This is a genomic window from Actinomadura darangshiensis (assembly GCF_004349235.1).
GTDB lineage: Bacteria > Actinomycetota > Actinomycetes > Streptosporangiales > Streptosporangiaceae > Spirillospora > Spirillospora darangshiensis.
The window spans coordinates 1-23,405 of record NZ_SMKY01000004.1 but is presented as its reverse complement, the minus strand read 5'-3'; the positions used below and the strand labels follow the sequence as shown (position 1 = coordinate 23,405).

At 71.2% G+C, this 23,405-nt stretch carries 22 protein-coding genes; 9 read left to right on the top strand and 13 right to left on the bottom strand.

Features of this window, described 5'->3' with window-relative positions; translation table 11 throughout:
- The first annotated feature begins 7 nt into the window (after positions 1-7).
- The 4 genes from E1293_RS01590 to E1293_RS01575 are packed head-to-tail and all read left to right on the top strand — an operon-like array spanning position 8 to position 3,658.
- Complete coding sequence (locus E1293_RS01590; RefSeq protein WP_165978041.1) at positions 8-1,048, top strand: MCE family protein; 1,041 nt, start codon at positions 8-10, stop codon at positions 1,046-1,048.
- Complete coding sequence (locus E1293_RS01585; RefSeq protein ID WP_132192986.1) at positions 1,045-2,331, top strand: MCE family protein; 1,287 nt, start codon at positions 1,045-1,047, stop codon at positions 2,329-2,331. The genes E1293_RS01590 and E1293_RS01585 overlap by 4 nt, the downstream gene beginning before the upstream one ends.
- Positions 2,328-3,017, top strand: a complete 690-nt coding sequence (locus E1293_RS01580) for a hypothetical protein (RefSeq protein ID WP_132192984.1) — start codon at positions 2,328-2,330, stop codon at positions 3,015-3,017. Before E1293_RS01585 ends, E1293_RS01580 begins: the two co-directional genes overlap by 4 nt.
- Positions 3,018-3,049: 32 nt before the next feature.
- Positions 3,050-3,658 carry a TetR/AcrR family transcriptional regulator gene (locus E1293_RS01575; protein WP_132192982.1) on the top strand — a complete coding sequence of 203 codons (609 nt, stop codon included), beginning with the start codon at positions 3,050-3,052 and terminating at the stop codon, positions 3,656-3,658.
- 79 nt (positions 3,659-3,737) lie between these two features.
- Here E1293_RS01575 and E1293_RS01570 read toward each other — a convergent pair whose 3' ends face one another.
- The 3 genes from E1293_RS01570 to mmsA all read right to left on the bottom strand — a co-directional run bounded on the left by E1293_RS01570 (position 3,738) and on the right by mmsA (position 7,758).
- A complete protein-coding gene (locus E1293_RS01570; RefSeq protein ID WP_132192980.1) occupies positions 3,738-4,841 on the bottom strand; it encodes a substrate-binding domain-containing protein in 1,104 nt (367 codons plus the stop codon).
- 71 nt (positions 4,842-4,912) lie between these two features.
- The gene (gene mmsB, locus E1293_RS01565) at positions 4,913-6,241 is read right to left on the bottom strand and encodes a multiple monosaccharide ABC transporter permease (protein ID WP_132192978.1); all 1,329 of its coding nucleotides are present in this window, start codon (positions 6,239-6,241) and stop codon (positions 4,913-4,915) included.
- Positions 6,238-7,758 carry a multiple monosaccharide ABC transporter ATP-binding protein gene (mmsA, locus tag E1293_RS01560; RefSeq protein WP_207938621.1) on the bottom strand — a complete coding sequence of 507 codons (1,521 nt, stop codon included), beginning with the start codon at positions 7,756-7,758 and terminating at the stop codon, positions 6,238-6,240. The genes mmsB and mmsA overlap by 4 nt, the downstream gene beginning before the upstream one ends.
- A gap of 400 nt (positions 7,759-8,158) precedes the next feature.
- On the opposite strand from mmsA, the gene E1293_RS01555 reads away from it, so the two are divergent.
- Together E1293_RS01555 and E1293_RS01550 are read left to right on the top strand one after the other, a co-directional pair.
- Entirely contained in the window at positions 8,159-9,370 is a 1,212-nt protein-coding gene (locus tag E1293_RS01555; RefSeq protein ID WP_207938613.1) for an ROK family transcriptional regulator, read from the top strand.
- A gap of 39 nt (positions 9,371-9,409) precedes the next feature.
- On the top strand, positions 9,410-10,324 hold the full coding sequence (locus E1293_RS01550) for an ROK family protein (RefSeq protein ID WP_132192972.1): 915 nt from the start codon (positions 9,410-9,412) through the stop codon (positions 10,322-10,324).
- Here the strand turns inward: E1293_RS01550 and E1293_RS49195 are convergent.
- The 8 genes from E1293_RS49195 to E1293_RS01515 are packed head-to-tail and all read right to left on the bottom strand — an operon-like array spanning position 10,321 to position 17,950.
- The gene (locus tag E1293_RS49195) at positions 10,321-10,407 is read right to left on the bottom strand and encodes a hypothetical protein (RefSeq protein ID WP_243715957.1); all 87 of its coding nucleotides are present in this window, start codon (positions 10,405-10,407) and stop codon (positions 10,321-10,323) included. The two genes, E1293_RS01550 and E1293_RS49195, sit on opposite strands and share 4 nt — an antisense overlap.
- Positions 10,404-11,486, bottom strand: coding sequence for a galactose-1-phosphate uridylyltransferase (gene galT, locus E1293_RS01545; protein ID WP_132192970.1), 1,083 nt, complete (start codon positions 11,484-11,486; stop codon positions 10,404-10,406). Before galT ends, E1293_RS49195 begins: the two co-directional genes overlap by 4 nt.
- A complete protein-coding gene (locus E1293_RS01540) occupies positions 11,483-12,520 on the bottom strand; it encodes a formylglycine-generating enzyme family protein (protein ID WP_132192968.1) in 1,038 nt (345 codons plus the stop codon). The genes galT and E1293_RS01540 overlap by 4 nt, the downstream gene beginning before the upstream one ends.
- Entirely contained in the window at positions 12,517-14,022 is a 1,506-nt protein-coding gene (locus tag E1293_RS01535) for a sulfatase family protein (protein ID WP_279472854.1), read from the bottom strand. Before E1293_RS01535 ends, E1293_RS01540 begins: the two co-directional genes overlap by 4 nt.
- Entirely contained in the window at positions 14,019-15,014 is a 996-nt protein-coding gene (locus E1293_RS01530) for an aliphatic sulfonate ABC transporter substrate-binding protein (protein ID WP_132192964.1), read from the bottom strand. Before E1293_RS01530 ends, E1293_RS01535 begins: the two co-directional genes overlap by 4 nt.
- 14 nt (positions 15,015-15,028) lie before the next feature.
- Positions 15,029-15,847, bottom strand: a complete 819-nt coding sequence (locus tag E1293_RS01525; RefSeq protein WP_132192962.1) for an ABC transporter ATP-binding protein — start codon at positions 15,845-15,847, stop codon at positions 15,029-15,031.
- Positions 15,844-16,692, bottom strand: a complete 849-nt coding sequence (locus E1293_RS01520) for an ABC transporter permease (protein ID WP_132192960.1) — start codon at positions 16,690-16,692, stop codon at positions 15,844-15,846. Before E1293_RS01520 ends, E1293_RS01525 begins: the two co-directional genes overlap by 4 nt.
- A complete protein-coding gene (locus E1293_RS01515; protein ID WP_132192958.1) occupies positions 16,676-17,950 on the bottom strand; it encodes an ROK family transcriptional regulator in 1,275 nt (424 codons plus the stop codon). The genes E1293_RS01520 and E1293_RS01515 overlap by 17 nt, the downstream gene beginning before the upstream one ends.
- Positions 17,951-18,149: 199 nt before the next feature.
- Between E1293_RS01515 and E1293_RS01510 the strand changes: the two genes are divergently transcribed.
- Positions 18,150-19,508, top strand: coding sequence for a family 43 glycosylhydrolase (locus tag E1293_RS01510; protein WP_132192956.1), 1,359 nt, complete (start codon positions 18,150-18,152; stop codon positions 19,506-19,508).
- On the opposite strand, the gene E1293_RS01505 is transcribed toward E1293_RS01510, so the two are convergent.
- Positions 19,492-20,130 (bottom strand): response regulator, encoded by a 639-nt coding sequence (locus tag E1293_RS01505; protein WP_132192954.1) that lies wholly within the window; start codon positions 20,128-20,130, stop codon positions 19,492-19,494. The two genes, E1293_RS01510 and E1293_RS01505, sit on opposite strands and share 17 nt — an antisense overlap.
- Positions 20,127-21,338: a sensor histidine kinase gene (locus E1293_RS01500; RefSeq protein ID WP_207938612.1), complete on the bottom strand. Its 1,212-nt coding sequence runs from the start codon at positions 21,336-21,338 to the stop codon at positions 20,127-20,129. Before E1293_RS01500 ends, E1293_RS01505 begins: the two co-directional genes overlap by 4 nt.
- A 175-nt stretch (positions 21,339-21,513) precedes the next feature.
- Between E1293_RS01500 and E1293_RS01495 the strand changes: the two genes are divergently transcribed.
- Entirely contained in the window at positions 21,514-22,590 is a 1,077-nt protein-coding gene (locus E1293_RS01495) for an FtsX-like permease family protein (protein WP_341770167.1), read from the top strand.
- On the top strand, positions 22,587-23,267 hold the full coding sequence (locus tag E1293_RS01490) for an ABC transporter ATP-binding protein (protein ID WP_132192950.1): 681 nt from the start codon (positions 22,587-22,589) through the stop codon (positions 23,265-23,267). The genes E1293_RS01495 and E1293_RS01490 overlap by 4 nt, the downstream gene beginning before the upstream one ends.
- Positions 23,268-23,405 lie beyond the last annotated feature (138 nt).

Here is a 23,405-nt window from a genome sequence, read left to right as displayed (position 1 = left end):
AGCCACCGTGAGACGATCTCTCCCGCGCGCCGGGACGCTGGTGTTCTCCGCGGTGCTGGCGTGCTGCGCGGCGCTGTCCGGCTGCTCGGTCCAGACGCTGCACGCGCCGAAGGGGCCGCTCTCCCTCACCGCCGACTTCACCGACGTGCAGAACCTCGTCACCGGGCACAGCGTCAAGGTCGCCGACGTCGCCGTCGGCTCCGTCACGAAGATCACGCTGGTGGAGGCGGGGAACGGCTACCACTCCCGGGTCACCCTGTCGATCAAGAAGGGGGTGCGGATCCCCACCGGGACGACGGCCAAGGTCACCACGACCTCGCTGCTCGGCGAGAACTACGTCCAGCTCCAGCCGCCCCAGGGCAGGGCGCTCAACCAGGGACCCTTCCTCGCCGACCACGCCCGGCTGACCCGGACCACGACCAGCCCCGGCTTCGAGGACATCGTCGGCAAGGCCGCCCCGCTCGTCGGCGCCCTCGCCGACGGCGACGCCCCCGGACTGGTGCGCACCGCGAGCACCGCCTTCGCCGGACGCGGCGCGAAGCTGAACGCGATGATCGCCGACGCGGACACGCTGCTGAAGACCTTCGGCGCGCGGCGCGAGCAGCTGGGACGGGCCGTCGACGACCTCGCGGACCTGGGCGAGAAGCTCGCGGCCCACGAGGACTCGCTTAAGCGGCTGCCCGGACGGGTCGCCGCCGCCACCGAGCTCCTCGCCGGCGACCGGCAGAAGATCCTCACCGCCGTGCACTCGCTGTCCGACCTCGCCCGGACCGTGAACGACACCGTCCTCATCGGCCACACCGAGCAGCTCCGCCGGCTCATCGAGCAGATGGGCCCCACGCTGCAGGTGCTCGCCTCCGACAGGACCAAGCTCGGCACGCTCATCAACCGCGTCCAGGAGTTCGTGACCCGGATGCCCCGGCAGGTCTACAACGGGCAGCTGCTCACCTACCCGGTGCTGGACTTCAACGGCTCGGCGACCCGGGGCGGCGGGAAGACGCCGTCGTCGCTGGACGACCTCGTCGCGATGATGGGACCTCAGCGGTGACCCGCCGGATCAGGGTCAACCTGGCGGTCTTCGCCGTGCTCGGCCTCGTCCTGACGGTGTGGGCGGTGCGCAACGTCCTCGGTGTCGACCCGTTCTCCCGGCCGTACCGCATCAGCGCGCAGTTCTCCGATTCGCGGGGCCTGCAGCCGGGATTCGACGTGACCTACCTCGGTGTCGCCATCGGCAAGATCCAGTCCGTGCGGCTGGACGGCGGGAAGGTCGTCGTCCGGCTCGCCATCGACAAGGGCGAGCGGGTCCCCCAGGGCGTCACCGCCACGGCCGCGCTCAAGTCCGCGATCGGCGAGCCGTACGTGGACCTGCAGCCGGCGCGCGGCCGGGTGGACGCGCCCGCGATGCACCCCGGCGACGTCATCCCGCTGTCGCGGACCAGCGTCAGCGAGAGTTACGGCGACCTGTTCGCGTCGGTGACGAAGGCCGTCAACGGGCTCGACCCGGAGAACCTCAAGATCGTCACACGGGAGCTCGCGCGGGGCCTGGACGGTCGCGGGGACACGCTCCGGCTCAGCGTCGACGGGGCCTCCCAGCTCGCCCGGACCTTCGCGAGCAACACCGGCACCCTCGACAGCCTGATCACCAACCTGGGCCTGCTGACGGGTGTGCTGGCCGGCAAGCGCGCCGACCTGGCCACCGGGATCACCGCCACCGCCGACATCACGTCCTCGCTCGCCGAGGTGAACGACTCGCTCGTCCGGATCCGCGACACGATGCCCGGCCTGGCGACGAGGACCGCCAAGGTGCTGCGCGAGTCGAGACCGGCCGCGCAATGCCTGCTCAAGGCGCTCGGCGGTGCCCTGCCGGCGCTGCTGTCGCCCGGCAACGTGTCCGACCTCTCCAGGGGGCTGCAGTGGTCGCCCCAGCTGGCGTCCGCGATGCGGGGCGTCATCACCTTCGTCAACGGCGAGCCCAACCTCAACATCAAGTTCATCCTCACGCTGACACCGGAGCAGGGCGCCGTCGAGTACCGCAACCTGAAGCCGCTGCCGTCGATCCCGCGCATCCCGGCCTGCCCCGGTGTGGACCTGCCCGAGCAGCAGAGCCCGCCGCTGAAGAAGGCCGAGACGACCGCCGAGAAGGGATCCGGGACGCCCGCGGCGACACCGGCGGCGGAGCGCGCCCGCAACGCCGCCGACACGGCGCACCACGGGCCGCCGACGTGGCTGATCTATCTGCCGCCCCTGGTGGCGGGCCTGGTCCTGCTGCGCGTCGTCCTGAGCATGCTCGGACTGGCCCGGCGTCCGACCCGGAGAAGGAGAAGCCGATGAAGACCGAGACCAAGGTCGCGAATCCTCCCGCGCCCCGGATCCCCGACGTGCCGCCAAAGGTGTGGGCCGCGTCTCTCGCGAGCGGAACGGCCGGCGGGAGAAGCCGCCGCAGGACGATCGCCATCCGCATCCTGACGATCGTCCCCGCCCTCGCGCTGGTCGCGGTGAGCGTGCTTCTCTGCGTCGTCTGGCAGCAGAAGGGGGACCTGTCCTCGGACGCCCGGCGGCAGCGCGACCTGGCCGCCAGCGCGCGCAAGGTCGCCGACGTGTTCTTCAACTGGGACTACCAGCACATGGACCAGTCGTTCGCCGCGAAGTACCCGCTGCTCACCAAGGCCGCCGGCGACGCCATCCGCCCGACCGCGGGCACCCTGACCAGCTACTTCACCACCAACAAGGTCAGCTCCCGGGCCACCGTCACCGGCGTCTACCCGGGTGCGGTCAAGCGCAAGGCCGCCAACGTCATGGTGGTCATCAACACCAAGGTGACGTCCGGCAAGACGGTGCAGGCCAACAACGGGGCCACGGTCGCCCTCAGCATGAAGCTCGTCTCGGGGAAATGGCTGGCTGGTAACATCACGCTGCTGAGCCAGGGTGTGGAGTCCGCCACCGACGAGAACGGCAAGCCGGTCTCGGGCGGCGCCGGATTGCCGGGCACCGTCCCCTCGGCCCGGCCGCCGCGCTGACGGCCGCTACGGCTCCGCTGTGAAAGGCACTGATGCGCACGCACGGGTGGCAGGGCGACCCTCCCCGCGACGACGACGAGGCCCGGCGCCGGATCATCGAGGCGCTGATCCGGTGCGTGGACCGGTACGGCGCGCGCAAGACCGGATTCACGCAGGTCGCCGAGGAGCTCGGCGTCACCCGCGCGACGGTCTACCGCTACTACCGCAACATCGACGAGCTGATGAAGGCGGCGGGGTTCGCCGCGGCCACCGAGTTCGGGACGCGGATCGCCGCCGGCATCGGACCGCTGGCCGACCCGGCCGAGACCCTCGTCGAGGTCCTCGCCCGCGCGGTGGAGCAGCTGCCCCGCGACCCGCAGGTCGGAATGATCTTCGCCACCGGGCGCGCCGTCGGGTTCGGCCCCGACATCCTCTCCGCCGGCGCCCTCGACGAGATGAAGGTCTTCCTGTCCCGGCTCGACATCGACTGGGCGGCCTTCGGCTACGACGACGAGGAACTCGCCGGCCTCGCCGAGTTCTTCATGCGCCTGCTCTACTCCTACCTCTCGGTGCCCGAGGCCACCGGCGACGACCCGCGTCCGTTCCTGCGCCGCTGGCTGGCGCCCGCCGTGCTCGCCAAAGCCGCGGGAAGCGGCCGGTAGGGCTTGCGTCTCGCCAATGTCCGCGGGCCGATGCAGAACGGCCCGGCGGGACCGATGCCCCGCCGGACCGTCCGGCCGCCTACTTGGTGAGCGGGGAGAGCTTGGGGTCGGTGGCGTACGCCTCGGCGGCGTTCTTCTTGGTCACGATGACCGGCGGCAGCAGGAACGAGGGGACGACCTTGGCGCCGTTGTTGTAGGACTTGGTGTCGTTGATCTGGGGCTTGCCGCCGCCCTGCAGGGCCTTGACCATGTTCACGGTCTCCGCGACGAGCTTGCGGGTGTCCTTGTTGATGGTGGAGTACTGCTCACCAGCCATGATCGACTTGACGGACTCGACCTCGGAGTCCTGCCCGGTGACGACGGGGAGCGGCTTGCCGGCGCCCTTGACCGAGGTGAGGATCGCGCGCGCCAGGGTGTCGTTCGGCGACAGCACGCCGTCGACGCTCTTCTTGCTGTAGGTGGAGGTCAGCAGCGAGTCCATGCGCTGCTGCGCGCCCTCGGCCTTCCAGCCCTGGATGGCCGTCTGCTTGATGTCGGTCTGGCCGGAGCCGACCTTGACCTCGCCCTTGTCGATCTGCGGCTTGAGGACGCTCATCGCGCCGTCGAAGAAGACCGCGGAGTTGTTGTCGTCCGGCGAGCCGGAGAACAGCTCGATGGTCCACGGGCCCTTCGGCTTCTTGGCCTTCATGCCGTCCAGCAGGGCCTGCCCCTGCAGCTGGCCGACCTTGAAGTTGTCGAACGCGATGTAGTAGTCGATGTCCTTGGTGTTGGTGATGAGCCGGTCGTAGGCGATGACGATCGCGCCGGACTGCTTGGCCTGCGCCACCTGGGTGGACAGCTGCGCGGCGTCGGTCGCGCCGATGACGATGACCTTCGCGCCCTTGGTGACCATCGAGGAGATCTGCGCCTGCTGGTCGGCGACCGTGGTCGAGGCGCCCGCGTACTGGACGTCGGGCTTGAACCCGGCCTGCTTGAGGCCGCTGGTGAACAGGTCGCCGGCCAGGACCCAGTTCTCGGACGTCTTGGCGGGCAGGGCCACGCCGATGAGGGAGTCCTTGGCGAAGCCCTTGCCCTTGTCGTCGCCGCCGCCCGAGCCCTCCCGGTCGTTGCCGCAGGACGCGGCGCTGAGCGCGAGCACGGCTGCCGCGCCGACCGCGAGGGTCTTGGTGAAGAGTGAGCGCATTGTCGGATGACCTTTCTCAGTGTCTTGCCGGGGTGCCGCGGCAGCGGCGGTGGTGGGGCCTGCCGGAACGGTCAGCCGGTGGCCGTGGCCTTGTCCGTCTTGTCCGTCTTGTCGGCCGGGTCGGCCTCGCTGGACGGCGACGACGCCGCGTCCGGCGGCGCCGACCCGTTGTCGCGCCTGAACGGACGCATGATCGATCCGATGACCGAGAAGCGGCCCTGCTTGTTGTTGTAGACGTCCAGCGCGGCGGCGAGCAGCAGCACCAGGCCCTTGATCATCTGCACCCGGTCCGAGCCGACGCCCTCCAGTTGCAGGCCGTTGTTGAGCAGGGCCATGACCAGGCCGCCGACGATCGAGCCGCTGACGGTGCCGAGACCGCCGGAGACGGCGGCGCCGCCGATGAACACCGCCGCGATCGCGTCGAGCTCCCAGCTCAGCCCGTCCTGCGGGCCGGAGGCGGCGGACCGCGCCACGAAGATCATGCCGGCCAGCGCGGCGAGGACCCCCATGTTGGTCATCACGAGGAAGTTGACCCGGCGGAGCTTCACGCCCGACAGCTCGGCGGCGCGGGCGTTGCCGCCGACCGCGTAGATGTGCCGGCCGCCGGCGGCGTTGCGGGTGTAGAAGGAGTAGGCGATCACCAGGGCGGCCAGGATGATGCCGGAGATCGGGAGGCTGGTGCCGACCCGGCCGCCGGCGAAGCGCAGCGTGGCGAAGATGACGACGCCGAGCATCACGGCGAGCCGGATCCCCGAGACCCACAGCGGGGTGAGGTCCGCGTCCATCTGCTGCCGCACCTGCCGGGCGCGCCATTCCCGCCACACGACCGCGACGCAGGCGGCCACGCCCAGCAGCAGGGTGGGGTTGTTGTAGCCGGTGTCGGGCCCGACCTCGGGCAGGAAGCCGGCGCCGATCTTGCGGAAGCCCTCCGGCACCGGCACCGTGTCGGCGTTGCCGACGTACTGGTTCGCGCCGCGGAACAGCAGCATCCCGGCCAGCGTGACGATGAACGCCGGCACCCCGGCGTAGGCGACCCAGAAGCCCTGCCAGGCGCCGATGGCGGCGCCGACGAGCAGGCCGAACACGATCGCCGCGGGCCACGGCAGGTCGTGCTCCTGCATCGCCTTGGCGACCACGATGCCGGTGAACGCGGCGACCGAGCCGACCGACAGGTCGATGTGCCCGGCGACGATCACCATCAGCATCCCGACGGCGAGGATCAGGATGTAGGAGTACTGGCTGACGACCGCGATGAGGTTCCCCGACGTCAGGGTGAGGCCGTCGGTGAGGACCTGGAACAGCAGCACGATCGCGACCAGCGTGAAGATCATGCCGAACTGCCGGGCGTTGGAGGTGGTTCCCCCGAAGAGGTTCTTCTTCAGCTCTTGGTATCGGCTCATGGCGTCGCCGTCTTCTTGGTAGAGGTCATCTGCTTCATGAGGACTTCGGGGTCGGCCTCGCCGCGCGGCACCTCGCCGGTGATGGTGCCCTCGAACACCGTGTAGATCCGGTCGCACAGGCCGATCAGCTCGGGCAGCTCGGAGGAGATGACGATGACCCCCTTCCCCTGGTCGGCGAGCCGCTGGATGATCCCGTAGATCTCGTACTTGGCGCCCACGTCGATGCCGCGCGTCGGCTCGTCGAGGATCAGCAGGTCCGGGTCGGTGAACATCCACTTCGCCAGCACGACCTTCTGCTGGTTGCCGCCGGAGAGCTTGGTGACGCCCTCGTCGACCGTCGGCGTCTTGATCCGCAGGCTCTGGCGGTACTCGTCGGCGACCTTGCGCTCCCGGACCTTGTCGATCACGCCGCGCCGGACGATCTTCGACAGCTTGGCGGCGACGACCGAGGACTTGATGTCGTCGAGGAGGTTGAGCCCGATCGCCTTGCGGTCCTCGCTCACGTAGGCCATGCCGTGCTTGATGGCGTCGGCGACCGTCTTGACCTGGATCTCCTTGCCGTCCTTGAAGACGTGCCCGCCTTCCCAGACCCCGTAGGACCGGCCGAACAGGCTCATCGCGAGCTCGGTGCGCCCGGCGCCCATGAGGCCGGCGAAGCCGACGATCTCGCCGCGGCGGACGGTGAAGCCGGAGTTGCGGCACACCAGCCGTTCGGCGGAGACGGGGTGGCGCACGGTCCAGTCGCGGACCTCGAAGAACACCTCGCCGATGGCGGACTCGTGGTCGGGGAACCGGCCGCTCAGCTCGCGGCCCACCATGCCGCGCACGATGCGGTCCTCGTCGACCCCGCCGTCCTGGACGTCGAGCGTCTCGATGGTCCGCCCGTCGCGCAGGATCGTGATCGAGTCGGCGACGGCCGCGATCTCGTTGAGCTTGTGCGAGATCATGATCGAGGTGATGCCCTGCCGCTTGAACTCGCGCAGCAGGTCGAGCAGGTGCCGCGAGTCGGTCTCGTTCAGGGCCGCGGTCGGCTCGTCCAGGATCAGGAGCTTCACGTCCTTGGCGAACGCCTTGGCGATCTCGACCAGCTGCTGCTTGCCGACGCCGATGTCGCTGACGAACGCGTCGGGGTCCTCCTTGAGGCCCACCTGCTCCATCAGTTCGAGAACGCGCTGGCGGGCGCGCTTCCAGTCGATCGCGCCGCCGCGCCGCGGCTCGTTGCCCAGGAAGACGTTCTCGGTGATCGACATGCCCGGCACCAGCGCGAGCTCCTGGTGGATGATCACGATGCCGGCGTTCTCGCTCGCGCGGATGTCGCCGAACGCGACCTCCTCGCCGCGGTAGACGATCTCGCCGCTGTAGGTGCCGTGCGGGTGGACGCCGCTCAGCACCTTCATAAGGGTCGACTTCCCGGCGCCGTTCTCGCCGCAGATGGCGTGGATCTCGCCGGTGCGGACCGCCAGGTTGACGTCCGCCAGGGCGGTCACGCCCGGGAACGTCTTGGTGATCGACCGCATCTCGAGCAGGACCGGAGCGGGGCCGGCGCCCGTGCCGCGATCGGCTCCAGCGGCGGGACGGGGGTCCTCGCCGGGGCTCGTGTCCTTGGCGGGATTCATGCCCGATGCCCCCTGCTCCGCGGCCCGCCACGGCTGCGCGTGTCCGGTCCCGGGGGGACGCGGCGTGCCTCTGACATCAACTTCTCCGATGATCTCTGCGTTGCCTTCGGCCGTGGGTCGTGAGGGTTCGGCGTGACCCGACGGGGCGCACGCGTGTGACGCGCGTTACGTTGATGGCACCTTAAATCCAATTGTTTTACAAAGTCAAAGGCAACCGCCAGAATGGGGTCGGCGCCGGTCAGGGGCCGATGCCGGGCAGAGAGGATCTTCGTTGCGGCGAGCAGGCACGAATCTTCCCAAGGTGGGCCGCTACAACCGGGCGGTGGTGCTGGACCAGATCCAGCTCGCCGACGGCATCAGCCGGGCCGAGATCGCCGAGCGCACGGGACTCACGCCGCAGACCGTCTCCGGGATCACGCGGAAGCTACTCGACGAGGGGATCGTGCGCGAGGACGGATCCCGCCGCGTGCAGGGGCTCGGCAAGCCCCGGACGAGGCTGCGCATCAACAGCGACGCCGGCAGCGCCGTGGGGCTCCACTTCGATCCGGTCGAGCTCGCCTGCGTGGTCGTCGACCTGGCCGGGCACCCCCTGGAGCTGAGGCGCCGCCCGACGCCGCCCGGTGCCCGGCCGGCCGAGGTCGTCGCCGCCATGGCGGACCTGGCCGGCGACGTCCTCGCCGCGGCCGACGTGCCGCGCGAGCGGGTGCTCGGCCTCGGCCTGGCCAGCCCCGGCCCGATCGACCAGGACCGCGGCATGGTCGTCGCCCCGCCCAAGCTCGCCCACTGGTCGCGGGTGCCGGTGAAGCAGCTGCTGAGCGAGGCCACCGGCCTGCCCGTCACGCTGGACAACGACGCCACCGCCGCCGCGATCGGCGAACGCTGGTCGGGCGCCGGCCGGGGGGTCGCCAACTTCGCCTACTTCTTCTTCGGCACCGGCATCGGCGGCGGGCTGATCCTGGGCCACCAGGTCCACCGGGGCGGCTCGCTCAACGCCGCGGAGTTCGGGCACACGACCGTGCGACCGGACGGCCCGCGCTGCTACTGCGGGAACCGGGGCTGCCTGGAAAGCCTGGTCAGCCCCGCCGCCATCGTCGCCGAGACGCACCGCAGGCTCGCCGCGGAGCCCGCCGGCAGCACGCTCGCGGTGCCGTTCCAGCACGCGCCGGCCACCGTCGACCACGAGGCGGTCCTCGACGCCGCCGTCCAGGGCGACCCGCTCGCCACCGCGGTCATCGGCGACGCCGCCGAACTCGTCGCCTCCGTCGCCGTCAATGTCGTCACCATCGCCGACGTGGACCTGATCGTCCTGGGCGGCCACGGCATCAGGCGCGTCGAGAAGCTCTACCTCGACGCCGTCACCGAGGCCCTCGCGACCAGGCCGCTCTCCCGCCACGTCCGGGTCGCCGACGCCGCGGTGTCGCCCCTCGGCCCCGACGCCGCCGTGGTCGGCGCCGCGTCCCTCGTCCTGCACGCCACCTACTCGCCCCAACTCTCGGCGCTCCTCGAGGACTGATCAGAGCGCGCTCCCCTCGCCCTCAGCAAGGAAATGTTCATGGACCATGACGTCGTGCTCGCGGTCGACATCGGCGGCACCAAGATCAGCGCCGGCCTGGTCGGCGCGGACGGCCGGGTGCACCGGCAGGCCGAAGTCGCCACCCCGGCCACCGAAGCCCTCCTCGAGGAGGCGATGAGCGGGCTGCTGACCTCGGTGTCGGAGGGCGCGTCCCCGCGCGCGGCCGGGCTGGCCTCCGCGGGTCCGGTCGACCCGCGGCGCGGCCGCGTGAGCCCGGTGAACATCCCGGCGTGGCGGGACTTCCGGCTGCTCGACCTGGTCGCCGCCATCCTGCCCGGCGTCCCCTCCGTCCTGGTCGGGGACGGTATCGCGGCGGCGCTGGGCGAGCACTGGCTCGGCGCGGGCCGCGGCGTGGAGTCGATGCTCGGGATCGTCGTCTCCACGGGCGTCGGCGGCGGCCTCGTCCTCGGCGGTGCGGCCTACCCGGGCCCCAGCGGCAACGCCGGCCACATCGGCCACGTCGTCGCCGACCCCGCGGGCCCGCCCTGCACCTGCGGTGCGACCGGATGCGTCGAGGCCTACGCCAGCGGCCCGTCCATGGTCCGGTGGGCGCGCGGCCAGGGCTGGACGGGCGCCGACGCCCGCGCCCTCTCCGCCGACGCCGCCCGGGGCGAGGCCGTCGCCCTCGCCGCGTTCGACCGGGGCACCCAGGCGCTGGCCCGCGGCATCGCCGCCGCGACCGCGCTGTGCGACCTGGACCGCATCGTGATCGGGGGCGGCGTGGCCGCGGCCGGCGAGCTGCTGTTCGCGCCGCTGCGCACGCACCTGGCCGGTTTCCTCACGCTGGACTACGTCCAGCGGCTGACCGTGGTGCCGTCCGCGCTCGGCCGCTCCGCCGGCCTGCTCGGCGCCGCCCGAAGCGCGCTCCCGGCCCCCCACCCCGCACCCGCCTAGCCGCCGCCGATCATCCTGGCTCCCAGTGCACCGGCGGCGAGCGCGGCCTCGACCGCCGCGTCGAGCTCGGGGACGGTGATCAAACCTCGCGCAGGCGGCGGGCCACCTGCTCGGGGAGGGTGTCGGTGACGAAGGCGCCCATTCCCGACTCGGAGCCGGCGAGGAATTTCAGCTTGTCCGCGGAACGCCGTATCGAGAAGAGCTGCAGGTGCAGGTAGCCGAGGTCGTCAGGGTCGTCGACCGGCCCCTGGTGCCACGCCGAGATGTAGGGCAGCGGCCCGTCGTACATCCGGTCGAGGCGCGCGAGCAGATCCAGGTAGATCGAGACCAGTGCGTCGCGCTCCGCGTCGTCGAGGTCGGGGATGGACTTCACCCTGCGGCGCGGGTAAAGGTGGACCTCCAGCGGCCAGCGTGCCGCCGCCGGGACGAACGCCACCCAGTGCTCGTTGTCGGCGACGACACGGAGGCCGGACCGGCACTCGGCGCGGAGCACGTCGGTGTGCAGGTCTCCGCCGGTACGCCGCCGATGCTGCGCGGCCGCCTGGAACATGCGTGACGTCCGCGGCGTCGTGAACGGGTAGGCGTAGATCTGGCCGTGCGGGTGGGACAGGGTCACCCCGATCTCCTCTCCGCGGCTCTCGAAGCAGAACACCTGCTCGACGCCCTTGACGCCGGACAGCGCCGCCGTGCGGTCCGCCCACACGTCGACGACCAGCCGTGCGTGGCCCGGCGTGAGGTCGGCGAACCTCCGGGAGTGGTCACTGGAGAAGCAGACCACCTCGCAGCGCCCGGCGGCCGGGCGGACCTCGACCAGCGGGTGGTCGCCGCCGGCGCCGTCCAGGACCGCGCCGGTCGAGAGGCTCGGAAAGCGGTTCTCGAAGACCACGACGTCGTAGTCGTCCGCGGCGATCTCCGTCCGGCGCCCGTTCGCCGAAGGGCACAGGGGACACTCGCCGGCCGGAGGGAGGAACGTGCGGTCCTGCCGGTGCGACGCCATCATGACCCACTCTTCGAGCAGCGGATCCCACCGCATCTGCGCGGCCGTGCTCACCGGCGGCAGCGACCGCGTGTCGGTGCTCGCCCGCCGTGCGCCGGCACCGAGGTCGAAGTAGATCAGCTCCCGTCCGTCGGCGAGCGTCGTGGCGGTCTTGTGCGGCGTCATGCTTCCTCGTGACGGGTCGTGGCAACCGTGCGGAATCCGGCGTTCCCCATGGACGAGTCCGGTGTGTTCGAGGAGCGGGCGGCATTGCGGTAGCGGTTGCAGTAGGAGTCATGGCAGAGATAGGAGCCGCCGCGGAGCACCCTCGCCGCGCCCCGGCCGGGACCCCGCGGGTTGTCGCTCGGCGAGACTCGGTAGTAGGACGGGTCGAACCAGTCGGCGCACCACTCCCAGACGTTTCCGACCGTCTGCCAGAGCCCGTAGCCATTGGGTGCGAAGGACCGCACCGGCGCGGTGGTCGCCCAGCCGTCCTCGGCGCTGTTGTGCACCGGGAAGTCGCCCTGCCAGATGTTGGTGCGCCACACGCCGTCCGGCCGCAGCACGTCCCCCCAAGGGAACCGAGCACCGGTGAGGCCGCCTCGGGAGGCGAACTCCCACTCGGCCTCGGTGGGCAGCCGCCGCCCGCTCCACGTGCAGTAGGCGACCGCGTCGTCCCAGCTCACGTGCACCACAGGGTGGTCGTCCAAGCCGTCGAGGTCGCTGCGCCGTCCGCCCGGGCTGCGCCAGGACGCGCCGCGCACGCCGAGCCACCAGGGCGCGCCGGCGGCCTGCCCCATCACGTCCGAGGGGTGCGCCGCGAGGGCCAGGTGGAACACGGCGGAGAAACCGTGCGCCTCCGCGTCCGTGACGTAGCCGGTGGCATCGGCGAACGCGGCGAAAGCGCTGTTCGTCACCGCGGTGGCGTCGATGGTGAACGGGTCGACGCGGATCTCGTGCACCGGGCCCTCGCCGTCGGCCGGGTCGCCGTCACCGAGGTGGTCGCCCATGAGGAACCGGCCGCCCGGAACGGCGCACTGCTCTGCGGGCGGGGCCGCGGGGGCCTGCCCCGGGTCGATCGGCCGGGGCCGCTGCGGGCCGTCGTGGCGGAGGGCCGGTGAGCAGCACGGCGGCCCTGGGCGCGGTCGGCCGACCGCGCCGATCTCGTCGATGCGGGGCCCGGACGGCCCCGAGGCCGCGGCCGCCGTGCCCCCGGTCATTGGTCGATCTTCTGGTAGGTGGCCTCGTCCAGACCGCTCAGCGTGGGGTCGTACGCCACCTCGCCGACGTCGTACATGGACGTCATCCAGTGGTAGAAGTTGTCGCCTCGGTCACGCAGCACGGTGTAGAGGCGGCGCATCATGCTCGTGCGGACGTCCCGCATCTCAGGCTGTTCGTAGCGGTTCAGGAGCTCGTCCGGATCTGTCTCCAGGTCGTAGAGCTCGTTGACCGAGTCGGGGTTCACCACCAGCTTGTACCGGTCCGTGCGGAGCATCCGCTGGGGATAGGGGAAGTGGTGGCCGTGGAACTCGCACACGATGTCGTCGTCCCATTCGGCCCGCTCGCCGCCGAGCAGGGGCAGCAGACTGCGCGAGTCGACGGCCGTCTTGGGGTCGAGGCCCGCGAGTTCGAGGATCGTCGCGGTGCAGTCGAGCAGGCTCACGAACTCGTCGCGGATCACGCCGTCGGGGCGGCCCGGCACGCGCAGCAGTCCCGGCGTGCGGTAGATGTCCTCGTACATCGCCGGCCCCTTGTCGTGCAGCCGGTGCGCACCGGTGAACTCGCCGTGGTCGCAGGTGAAGAAGACCGCGGTGTCGTCGACGAGCCCGAGCCGCTCCATGGCGTCCATGACCCGGCCGATCTGCCGGTCGATGAGCGCGACGTATCCCCAGTAGACGGCGATCAGCTTGCGCGTGGTCTCGATCGGCATGGTGTCGAACGTCCAGTGGGCGCTGTAGTTCTTCTGTACCGGAGGCTTTCCCTGGAAGGTCTCCGCGACCGAGCGCGGCAGCTCGATGTCGGCCGGGTCGAAGAGGTCGAAGAACTCGTCCGGCAGGATGTACGGCAGGTGGGGTCCGAAGAAGTGCAGGGCCAGGAAGAACGGCTTGTCCCGGTTCCGCGCGTCGGCGGCGTACCGCTCCAGCGTCTCGATCGCCCGGGTGGCGAGGTAGTGCTCGAACGTCGCCTCCACGGGCTGGTGCAGCCGGGCGGCGAGCAGGTTGCCGGGGCCGCCGTTGGGCAGCGTGCCGCGGATCCGGCCGGAGATCTCGTACGGGGGCAGGTCGTGTTCGGCGAGGTAGGCCAGGTAGTCGGGATTGTCCACGGGATTGTGCCAGCCTGGCAGGTCCGGCCCGTCGAAGCCGAAGTCGCGGGCGGTCTTCTCGGTGCCGACGTGCCACTTTCCGATCAGGCCGCAGTTGTAGCCCTTCTCCCGCAGCGCCTGCGAGAACGTGAACTGTCCGTCGGCGAGGTCCTCGATGTAGCCGACGTTGCGCTCGTGGTTGGCGAGCAGCTTGTGCCGGAACGGCGCCTGCCCGGTGAGCAGGCTGGCGCGCGCCGGTGTGCAGATCGCGGTCGGCGTGTACCACCGGTCGAAGCGGGTGCCGCTCCTCGCCAGCTCGTCGAGGACGGGCGTCGCCGCCAGCCGGTTGCCGTACGCGCCGAGGGTGTCGGCCCGGTGCTGGTCGGTCATGAAGAAGAGGATGTTCCTCGGGTTCGTCACTTGGCGCCCGCCGTGAACAGGTCACCCGTGTAGTAGGTCTTCGGGTCGGGGGACGACTTGAGCTTGCCAGCGCCGACGAAGTAGCCGCCCATCCGGGTGAGCCACTTGTCGATGGTGCCGTCCTTCGTCATCGTGTCGAGTTCCTCGACGGAGAGCACTTTGACGTTGGCGGCGTCGGCCTTCACCGTCTCGGCCGGCGCATGGAGCATTTTCGCGGTGAGCTCGATCGACTTGTCCATGTGGGCGGTGCGGTACTGCATCGCCTCGCGCAGCGCCGCGATGGTCTTCGCGGCCTTGTCCTTGTCGCCGGAGACGAACTTGTTGCCCGCGACGAACGCGGTCGGGAAGGCCATCTGCGACTCGAAGTCGGAGTTCTTGGCCAGCTCGGTCAGGTCGGGGACCTGCTTCTTGATCGTCGCGATGGCCGGGTACCAGAACCCCGCGGCCTGGATCCGCTTGGACGAGAAGGCCGACACGATGGTCGAGGGGTCCATGTTGACGACCTTGATGTCCTTCTTCGTGAGGCCCGCCTGCTTCAGGGCGAGAGTGAGGATCATGTCGCCCGAGGTCCCTTCGGGCACCCCGACGGTCTTGCCTCTGAGCTGTGCCAGTGAGGTGGTGCCGCCCTGCGCGATGACCCGGTCGGCGTTGCCGAGGGTGTTCATCGCGATGATCTTCGCCTGGCCCGAGGCCGGCAGCCAGAACGCGCCGGGGCCGATGTACCCGACGTCGAGGTCGCCCGTGCCGAGCGCCTGGATCTGCAGCGGGCCGTTGGTGAACACCTTGGCGTTGACCTTGAGGCCGTGCTTCTCCCAGATCTTCTGGTCCTTGGCGATGGCGAGCAGGCTGGTGCCGTTGTAGTCCCCGATGTAGCCGAAGTCGACCTCCTGCCCGTCCCCTCCGCCGCCGGAGCCGGTACCGCAGGCGGAGAGCGCCAGCACGGCGGTCATGCCGAAGGCGGTCGCGGCTGAGAACGTTCGTGACAGTGACATGTCCGTCCCTCGGGTCAGGCCGTTGCGGACGACGGCGTGGGGTGCTTCGAATCGGCGGCCGTGCGGCCGTCCTGGTGGTACACGGAGTGCCAGACGCGGTTGCGCAGCGCCGCGAACTCCGTGCTGAGCCGGAACTCCTCCGATCGCGGGTAGGGAAGGTCGACGTCGACCACGTCGTAGATGCGGCCGGGGTCGGCGGCCATCACGATGACGCGATTGGCGAGGAAGACCGCCTCGTCGACGTCATGGGTGATGAACAGGACGGTGCGCTGCTCCTTGCTCCAGGTGTCGAGCAGCTGCTCCTGGAGCTTCACCCTGGTGAGGGCGTCGAGCGCACCGAACGGCTCGTCCATCAGGAGGATCGAGGGGTTCACGGCATAGGCGCGGGCGATCGCGCAACGCTGCCGCATCCCGCCGGACAGCATCTTGGGGAGTGCGTCGGCGAACTGCTCCAGTCCGACCATCTCGATGAAGTGCTGGGCCCGGTCGCGGCGCTCCGCCTTGGACACGCGCGCCGTCTTCAGCCCGAACTCGATGTTCTTGCGGACCGTCAGCCAGGGGAAGAGCGCGTACTGCTGGAAGATGACGCCGCGCTCGGGGCCGGGGCCGGAGACCGCCGAGCCGTCCACGAGCGACTGCCCGTCCGTGGGCTCCTCAAGGCCGGCCAGGATGTTGAGCAGCGTGCTCTTGCCGCATCCGGACGGGCCCACGACGGTGACGAACTCGTTGTCCTCGATGTCGAGTGAGACGTCGTCCAGCGCGGTGAAGGAGTCCTTGCCGAGCGTGAAGGTCTTGGTGATGCCCTTGACCGAGATCTTTGGCGGGGTGGTCATCGGCGCTCCTGCCATCCGGTGAGCTTGCGTTCGGCCAGCAGGAGCACCCGGTCCATGAGCAGGCCGAGGATCCCGATGGCGATGAGTCCGACGAAGATCGTGGGCAGGTCGTAGTAGAGCTGCGCGTTCTGCATCCGGAACCCGAGGCCCTTCTGGGCGGCGATGAGCTCGGCGGCGACCAGCGTCGCCCAGGCCGAGCCGAGCCCGACCCGCATGCCCACGAGGATGAACGGGGTCGAGGCCGGCACCACCACCCGTAGGAAGATCCCGGCGTCCCCGGCACCGAGGACGCGGGCGGCGTTGATCAAGGTGCGGTCGACGTCCACCACGCCCTGGAACGTCGAGATGACGCAGACGAGGAACGCCGCCAGGAAGATGACGAAGATCTTCGGTGTCTCGCCGATGCCCATCAGCACGATGGCCAGCGGGATGATGGCCAGCGGCGGGATCGTGCGGAAGAACTGGATCCAGGGTTCGACGAGGCCGCGGACGACGCCGTACCACCCCATGAGGAAGCCGACCGGGATCGCGAGGGCGGTCCCGAGGGCGAAACCGGCGAGTACCCGGCCCAGGCTGGCGACGATGTCCTGCTGGAGCGTGCCGTCCGAAAGGAGCGTGCCCGCCTTCGACACCACCTCGCTCGGCGTCGGGAGAGTGAAGCCCGCCGCGGCCAGCCCCCACCACAGGGCGATGCCGAATCCGACGGATACGGCGTTCAGCAGCAGGGACAGTCCTCGGCGGCGCGGGCCCGCCGCCGTACTCGAGCGACCTCGGCCGGCCGATGCGCGCGTGCCGCCCCGGCCGGTGCGACTCGCCTGGGCGCCCTGGTCACTGAGCACGGCCATAAGCCACTCCTCTGTTCGTTGTCTTCCGTGCACGCTCGATCGACGCGGAACCGGTGGACGTCGTCTCGGGCGCCTCCGGATAGGCGGCCAGCAGCGGCGAGCTGTGAAACAGCGCGGCGAGGGCGCCGAGCGCGCCGTCGTCGTCGGAGAGCTCGGCTCGGCGCACGACCGGTTTCCGCGCGCGGGGAAACTGCTCGCGCGCGATGGTGGCGGCCGCCTGCCGGAGCAGAGCGGGCGCCACTCGGGTGATCTCTCCGCCGATGACGATGTCCGCGGGATCGAGGATCAGGGACGCCGCGCTCAGGACCCGGCCGACGGCGGCCCCGGCCGCTCGCAGCACCCGGTCCGCGATCGGGTCGGAACGCTCGACCGCGGCGGCCAGGCCGCCGAGGTCCTCGATGGCGAGACCCTGCTCCCGGCAGGCTCCCAGGATGGCGGGAACCGACGCCAGCGTCTCGACGCAGCCCTTCTTGCCGCAGCGGCATTCCAGCCCGTCCGCGTCGGCGGTGACGTGCCCCAGTTCGCCGGCCAGCCCTGACGATCCGGTGACCAGGCGCCCGCCGACGACCAGCCCCCCGCCGACGCCGTCGGAGATCCGCAGGTAGAGAAGGTCCTGGACGGAACTGTGGCCGAAGACGACCTCCGCGAGCGCGGCCAGGCGGGTGTTGTTGTCCACGATGACGGGCGCCCTGAACCGCGCCGCGAACGCGGCCTGCGCCGATGCCTCGGGGGTGCCGGCCGGCGCCGGTTCGTCCAGTGCCGTCACGAGGACGCCCGGAGTCGCGCTGTAGGGTCCGGGGACCCCGATGCCGATGCCCTGCAGTGCGCCGTAGCGCACGCCGGACTCGGCGCCGAGGCGGTCGATGAGCCGGAACGCCAGGTCGAGCCGGACCGGCCACGGGGCGTCGTCGTACCGCTCCGACCCGGAGACGATGATCTCGTGTGAGGCGTCCGCGACCGCCAGCCGCACCCGGCGATGGCCGAAGTCGACACCCATGAACTGCCCGGAGGCGGGGTCCAGGGCGAGCCGCTCGGCCGGCCGGCCGCTGCCCTCCCGCTTGGCCGCGTCGGTGTCGACCACCACGATGGCGCCGCGCTGCAGCAGGCTGCCGGTGATCTCGGAGAGCGTGGTGCGGGACAGCCCGACGGCAAGGGCGATCTGCCCGCGGCTCAGGGCGCCGTGCTCGCGCAGGACGCGCAGGACGCGTTCTTCGTGAGTGCGCCTTACCAGCGCGTGCACTCCAGCCGACGTCGCCATGCGGCAACGCTGGCAGTGGGGGATTTTTCCGTCAACACTCCGACAGAAAGATCCTGGGGGTTTCCGAACGAGTGTCGTACCCGGCCCCGCCACGCGTCCAACGACCTTTCCGTCGCATGTTCACCGGCGGAATGAGTCTCTATAGCGTCTCGTGCCAGGCAGGGCACCGGCGTCCTGCGCCACGAAGGAGGAGTGAGTGATGACCAGCTACGATTACGGCCCGCACCTCGACCGGCGTTCGTTGCTGATCGGTGTCGCCGGCTCCCTGGCGGGGGCGGCACTGCCCGCCACCGCCGCCGTCGCGCAGGCGTCCCCGGCGGAGGCCGCGTCGCTGCGGCGGTACCCGCCGAACTGGCCCGACCTGGAGCCCTACGGCCTCGCCGACACCCGGCAGGACCTGTGGCCGCGTCGGGACAACTCCTTCATCCTCCCGCTCGAGTTGCGCCCCCGCGACCGTGAGCGGGGCCTGGTCTGGATGCGCGACACTTACGTCAACTTCTTCGTCGTCGACGGCCGTCCGCTCTACGTCGCCACCGGCACCTCCCGCGTGCCCGGGCTCGACCGGGCCGCCCCTTGGAACGACGGCATCTTCGTGTGGGTGTCACCGTCCTTGCGGGGACCGTGGCGGCTGGTCGACACGACCGGTGTCCGGCCCGGCGCCGAGAGGGGGAAGGTGTGGTCTCCCGAGTTCGCCGGTGAGAACCGGGCCGGACGCATGGTCGTCGCCCCGTGGCAGGAGTACTGGTACGACGAGCAGTTCGGCAAGCGCGGCGAGGTCTGGGCGCCGGAACTGCACTACGTCCGCGGCACGTGGTACATCGTCGCGTGCATGGGCGACCACTCCCGCAAGGTCGGCTCGTTCATGCTGGTGAGCGAGGGCGGGATCGAAGGCCCGTACCGGCTCGCCGAGGGCAACCGCGACAAGCCGTTCGGCGACCCGGTCACCGGCGGGCCGGCCTTCGTCGAGCCCGGCGCCTACCACCACATCGACGGCGGCCTCTACGCGGAGGGCGACGACGCGTGGCTCGTGCTGCACAACGACCTGTACGCGAAGTTCCGCGACGACATGGAAGACATCGTCCCGACGACCGGCCTCCCGAAGTTCCGGCAGACGCCCTACTCGCCCGAGCCGTACCTCGAGGGCGCCTACGTCTTCAAGTTCGGGGGCAAGTACTACCTCATGCACGCCGCGTGGGACCGGACGTCGGCCAATTCCGACGGCAGCACGCGCCACGCCTACGATCCGCCCGGTCCCGGTCGCACGCAGTACCAGTACGACGTGATCGCCGCCGTCTCGGACACCTTCGAGGGCCCGTACTCGGAGCGGTGGACCGCGGGCGTCGGCGCCGGCCACAACAACTTCTTCACCGATGGCAGCGGACGGCCGTGGTCCACGTTCTTCCGCAACCCGAACGCCGGCTACTGGGCGGACCCGGCGCGCATCGCCGACGCCGCCGTGCCCGGAGTCGTCCGGCTGGAATGGACAGGCCGTGACGGCGACCGCCTGTACGTCCGGCGCCGCGCGGATCAGGACGCGCGGATCAGGACGCGCGGATGAGGCCGCGGCGAGTGGCCGCGGCGACCGCGGCGGTCCGGGAGTCGACGTCGAGCTTGGCGTAGATGTGCACCAGGTGCGTCTTGATCGTGGTTTCGCTGAGGAACAGCCGCTTGCCGATCTGCCGGTTCGACAGCCCCTCGGCGACCAGTTCCAGCACCTGCAGCTCGCGTGCGGTCAGTGTCGCGACGGGGGAGCGCATCCGGCCGAGGAGCCGCGACGCGACGCTGGGCGCGAGCGTGCTGTCGCCGGCGGCGGCCGACCGGATCGCGGTGAACAGCTTCTCGGGAGGCGCGTCCTTGAGCAGGTAGCCGGTGGCGCCCGCCTCGATGGCGGCGAGGATGTCGGCGTCGGTGTCGAACGTGGTGAGCACCAGGACCCGGGGCGCGCCGGCACCCGCCGAGGTGATCTGCCGGGTCGCTTCGCTCCCGTGGACGCCTGCGCCGAGCCGCAGGTCCATCAGCACCACGTCGGGCTGCAGACGCCGTGCTTCCGCCACGCCCTCCTCGCCGGTCGCGACCTCGCCCACCAGCGCGAAGCCGGACCGGCCGGCCAGCATGGCGCGGATGCCCGAGCGCACGACCGGGTGGTCGTCCACCAGCAGGATCCGGATCGGCTCGCTCATCGCCGCACCTCGCCGCCGGGCAGCGGCAGGGTCGCCACCACGGCCGTCCCCTCCCGCGGCACGGACTCGACCGTCAGCGTCCCGCCCAGTGCGCGGGCTCGATCACGCATCGCCCGAAGCCCGTAGCCGGTGCCGCCGCCGTTCCCCGGTCCCGCCGGTGGACGGTCGGCCGCCGCGGGATCGAAGCCGCGTCCGTCGTCGAAGACGTCCAGCACCACCATGTCGTCGAGATAGGTCAGCGTCACTCCGACGTTCTCCGCCTCGGAGTGCCCGGCGGCGTTTCCGAGCGCCCCCTGGGCGATGCGCAGGAGCGCCACCTCGTAGTCGACCGGGAGCTCAGCGGGAGTTCCCGACATCTCGAAACGTATCCGGGCGGCGGAACGGGCGGCCGCCGACTCGGTGGTCCGGCGCAGCGCGTCGGCGAGGGAGAACTGCTGCAGCGCGGGCGGAGCCAGCGCCCGCACGAAGTTGCGGGCCTCCTCAAGGTTCTCCGCGGCGGCCTGTTCGGCCTCCGCCACCCGAGCCAGCGCGGCCTCCGCGTCGCCGCCGAGATCGCGGCGCGCGGCCCGCAGCAGCAGGATGATGCTGGACATGCCCTGGGCGAGGGTGTCGTGGATCTCGCGGGCCAGGCGCTCGCGCTCGGTGAGCCGGGCCGCCTCGGATTCGACCTCGACCAGTTTCTCGCGGGTGCGGACCAGGTCCTCGATGAGCAGGCGGCGCTCCTCGCTCTCCCGGTAGAGCGCCTGGTAGGCGAGGGCCATCAGGGTGGCGACCGACGCGCCGATGGTCGGGCCGAGCACCTCCGCCACCGTGAGCCCGCCGCCGTGCCAGGCCACGCCCCCGATCGCCGCGGCCGTCAGCAGGACCACTCCGGGCAGCGCCGCGCGCAGGGGCAGCAGATGCAGGTAAAGGAAGAACAGCGGGAAGGCGAGCCAGACGAAGTCGGGAGAGGACAGGGCCAGCCCCGCCCACCCGGCGGTGAGCAGCGCGAGCCAAAGCCGGGCGGGGCCCTGGCGGGGACGTCGATGACGCCCGGCCCAGGCCACCCCGCCGGCGTAGCCGATTCCGAGAGCCAGGCCGCCTGCGGCGATCAACGCCTGCTCGTCGTGCAGGGTTCGCACCAGGGCGATCGCGAGCAGCACCAGGAAGGTGCCGTGCACGGCCCAGCCGAGCAGCCGCATCGCTGGAGAGAACAGATCGGTCCGCATGTCTCACTCACGGTAGGCGCTGCCCGGGTGGGCCGGATCGATCGAAAGATTGATGTCCGGCCGTCCGGAAGAAGGCGATTCCCCGGTCCCGGCGCACGATGCGCCGGGACGTGCCCGCCCCGCACGCTGGGAAACGTCCACTCAGACGTACGGGAAACGGGGGCGCACGGTGTTCGTGGCACTACGAGACCTGCGGTTCGCCAAGGGGCGGTTCGCGCTCATGGGTTCGGTCGTGCTGCTCATCACGCTGCTGGTGACGATGCTGTCGGGCCTGACGGCGGGGCTGGCGCGCGACAGCGCCTCGGCCATCGAGAACCTGCCCGCCGACCGCATCGTCTTCGGCACGGCCGACGGGGAGACCTCGTTCGCCGAGAGCCGGATCGATCAGGAGACGCTGAAGGGCTGGCAGGACGTCGCGGGGGTGACGGCCGAGCCGTTCGGCATCTCGATGAACCGGATCGCCTTCGGCGCGTCCGGGGAGCAGGGCGCACCCGTCGCGCTCTTCGGGGCGGCCCCTGGCGGCGGGGAGGAGACCGGGAACGCCCGCCACTCCTTGGCGTCCGGCCAGATCGTGCTGTCGGCCGAACTGTCCGAGGGCACCGGGCTGAAGACCGGCGACAGCGTGCAGATCGCCGGGCACCGGTTCACGGTGGCGGGCGCGGGCGGCGCGTCGTCCTACAGCCATACGCCGGTCGCCTGGATCGGGCTGGACGACTGGCGCGCCATCGAACCATCGGGCGGCGGCCAGGTCGCGACCGTCCTGCTGCTGCGCGTGACCGGGCATCCCGGCCTGGACACGGCCGACCAGCGGCTCGGCACGACCACGATCCCGCAGCGGGACGCGAAGTCCGCGATCCCGTCGTTCTCCGCCGAGAACGGGTCGCTGGAGCTCATGCGCGGCTTCCTGTTCGCCATCTCGGCCCTGGTCATCGGCGCGTTCTTCACGGTCTGGACGATCCAGCGCCGGGGAGACGTGGCGGTGCTGAAGGCGCTCGGCGCGAGCACCGGCTATCTGCTGCGCGACGCGCTGGCCCAGGCCGTCCTGGTGCTGCTGGCCGGGGCCGGGCTCGGCGGCGCCATCGGCGCGCTGGCCGGCCTCGCGATCGGGGACGGCGTCCCGTTCGTCGTCTCGGCCGCCACCACCGTGCTCCCCATGGCGGTGATGATCGCGCTCGGCGCGGTGGGCGCCGCGCTCGCCGTCCGCAAGATCACCTCCGTCGATCCGCTGACCGCGCTCGGAGCCGCACGATGACCCTCGTTCTCGACGACGTCGTCCTGACCTACCCCGACGGGGACCGGACGCTGACCGCGCTCGACAAGGTGGGCCTGAGCGTCGGTGCCGGCGAGTTCACCGCGGTCGTCGGCCCGTCCGGGTCCGGCAAGTCGAGCCTGCTGGCCGTCGCCGCGACGCTCATCCGGCCCGCGTCGGGGACGGTGTCGGTCGCGGGCCGCGAGGTCGCCGGGCTGCGCCCCGCCGAGCGGACCCGGCTGCGCCGCGACCACGTGGGCATCGTCTTCCAGCAGCCCAACCTGCTGGGCTCGCTGACGGCCCTCGACCAGCTGACGGTGATGGCGCACATGGCCGGACGCTCCGCGCGGGGCGCCGCAGCCCGGGCCCGGGAGCTGCTGGCCGCGACGGGCCTCGCGGGCCAGGAGCACAAGCGGCCGCACCAGCTCTCGGGCGGCGAGCGCCAGCGCGTCAACATCGCCCGCGCCCTGATGAACGATCCCGAGGTGCTGCTGGTGGACGAGCCCACCAGCGCCCTCGACCACCGCCGCGGCGAGCAGATCGTGAAGCTGCTGGAGGGGCTGACCCGGGAGCGGCGGCTCGCCGCGGTCATGGTCACCCACGACCTCGCCCAGCTCACCTCCACCGACCGCGTGTACTCCATGGCCGACGGCCGGCTGGCCGAGGCCGACCGGGTATGAGCCGACCGGAGCCTATGCGGGGGCTTGGAGGGTGCGGCGGACGGCGGTGCGGAGCCAGCCGTGTGCTCCGTCCGCGGCGTGGCGGGGGTGCCAGGCCATGCCGATGGTCAGGGGCGGCAGTGGCAGGGGGATGTCGAG

Coding starts and splice junctions, on each gene's coding strand:
- E1293_RS01550 (WP_132192972.1), top strand. CDS start 9,410: ATGGACCATGACGTCGTGCTCGCGGTCGACATCGGCGGCACCAAGATC.
- E1293_RS01530 (WP_132192964.1), bottom strand. CDS start 15,014: ATGTCACTGTCACGAACGTTCTCAGCCGCGACCGCCTTCGGCATGACC.
- E1293_RS01500 (WP_207938612.1), bottom strand. CDS start 21,338: ATGCGGACCGATCTGTTCTCTCCAGCGATGCGGCTGCTCGGCTGGGCC.
- galT (WP_132192970.1), bottom strand. CDS start 11,486: ATGACGCCGCACAAGACCGCCACGACGCTCGCCGACGGACGGGAGCTG.
- mmsA (WP_207938621.1), bottom strand. CDS start 7,758: ATGCGGTCGATCACCAAGACGTTCCCGGGCGTGACCGCCCTGGCGGAC.
- E1293_RS01515 (WP_132192958.1), bottom strand. CDS start 17,950: ATGGCGACGTCGGCTGGAGTGCACGCGCTGGTAAGGCGCACTCACGAA.
- E1293_RS01505 (WP_132192954.1), bottom strand. CDS start 20,130: ATGAGCGAGCCGATCCGGATCCTGCTGGTGGACGACCACCCGGTCGTG.
- E1293_RS01525 (WP_132192962.1), bottom strand. CDS start 15,847: ATGACCACCCCGCCAAAGATCTCGGTCAAGGGCATCACCAAGACCTTC.
- E1293_RS01490 (WP_132192950.1), top strand. CDS start 22,587: ATGACCCTCGTTCTCGACGACGTCGTCCTGACCTACCCCGACGGGGAC.
- E1293_RS01540 (WP_132192968.1), bottom strand. CDS start 12,520: ATGACCGGGGGCACGGCGGCCGCGGCCTCGGGGCCGTCCGGGCCCCGC.
- E1293_RS01580 (WP_132192984.1), top strand. CDS start 2,328: ATGAAGACCGAGACCAAGGTCGCGAATCCTCCCGCGCCCCGGATCCCC.
- mmsB (WP_132192978.1), bottom strand. CDS start 6,241: ATGAGCCGATACCAAGAGCTGAAGAAGAACCTCTTCGGGGGAACCACC.
- E1293_RS01510 (WP_132192956.1), top strand. CDS start 18,150: ATGACCAGCTACGATTACGGCCCGCACCTCGACCGGCGTTCGTTGCTG.
- E1293_RS01570 (WP_132192980.1), bottom strand. CDS start 4,841: ATGCGCTCACTCTTCACCAAGACCCTCGCGGTCGGCGCGGCAGCCGTG.
- E1293_RS01575 (WP_132192982.1), top strand. CDS start 3,050: ATGCGCACGCACGGGTGGCAGGGCGACCCTCCCCGCGACGACGACGAG.
- E1293_RS01520 (WP_132192960.1), bottom strand. CDS start 16,692: ATGGCCGTGCTCAGTGACCAGGGCGCCCAGGCGAGTCGCACCGGCCGG.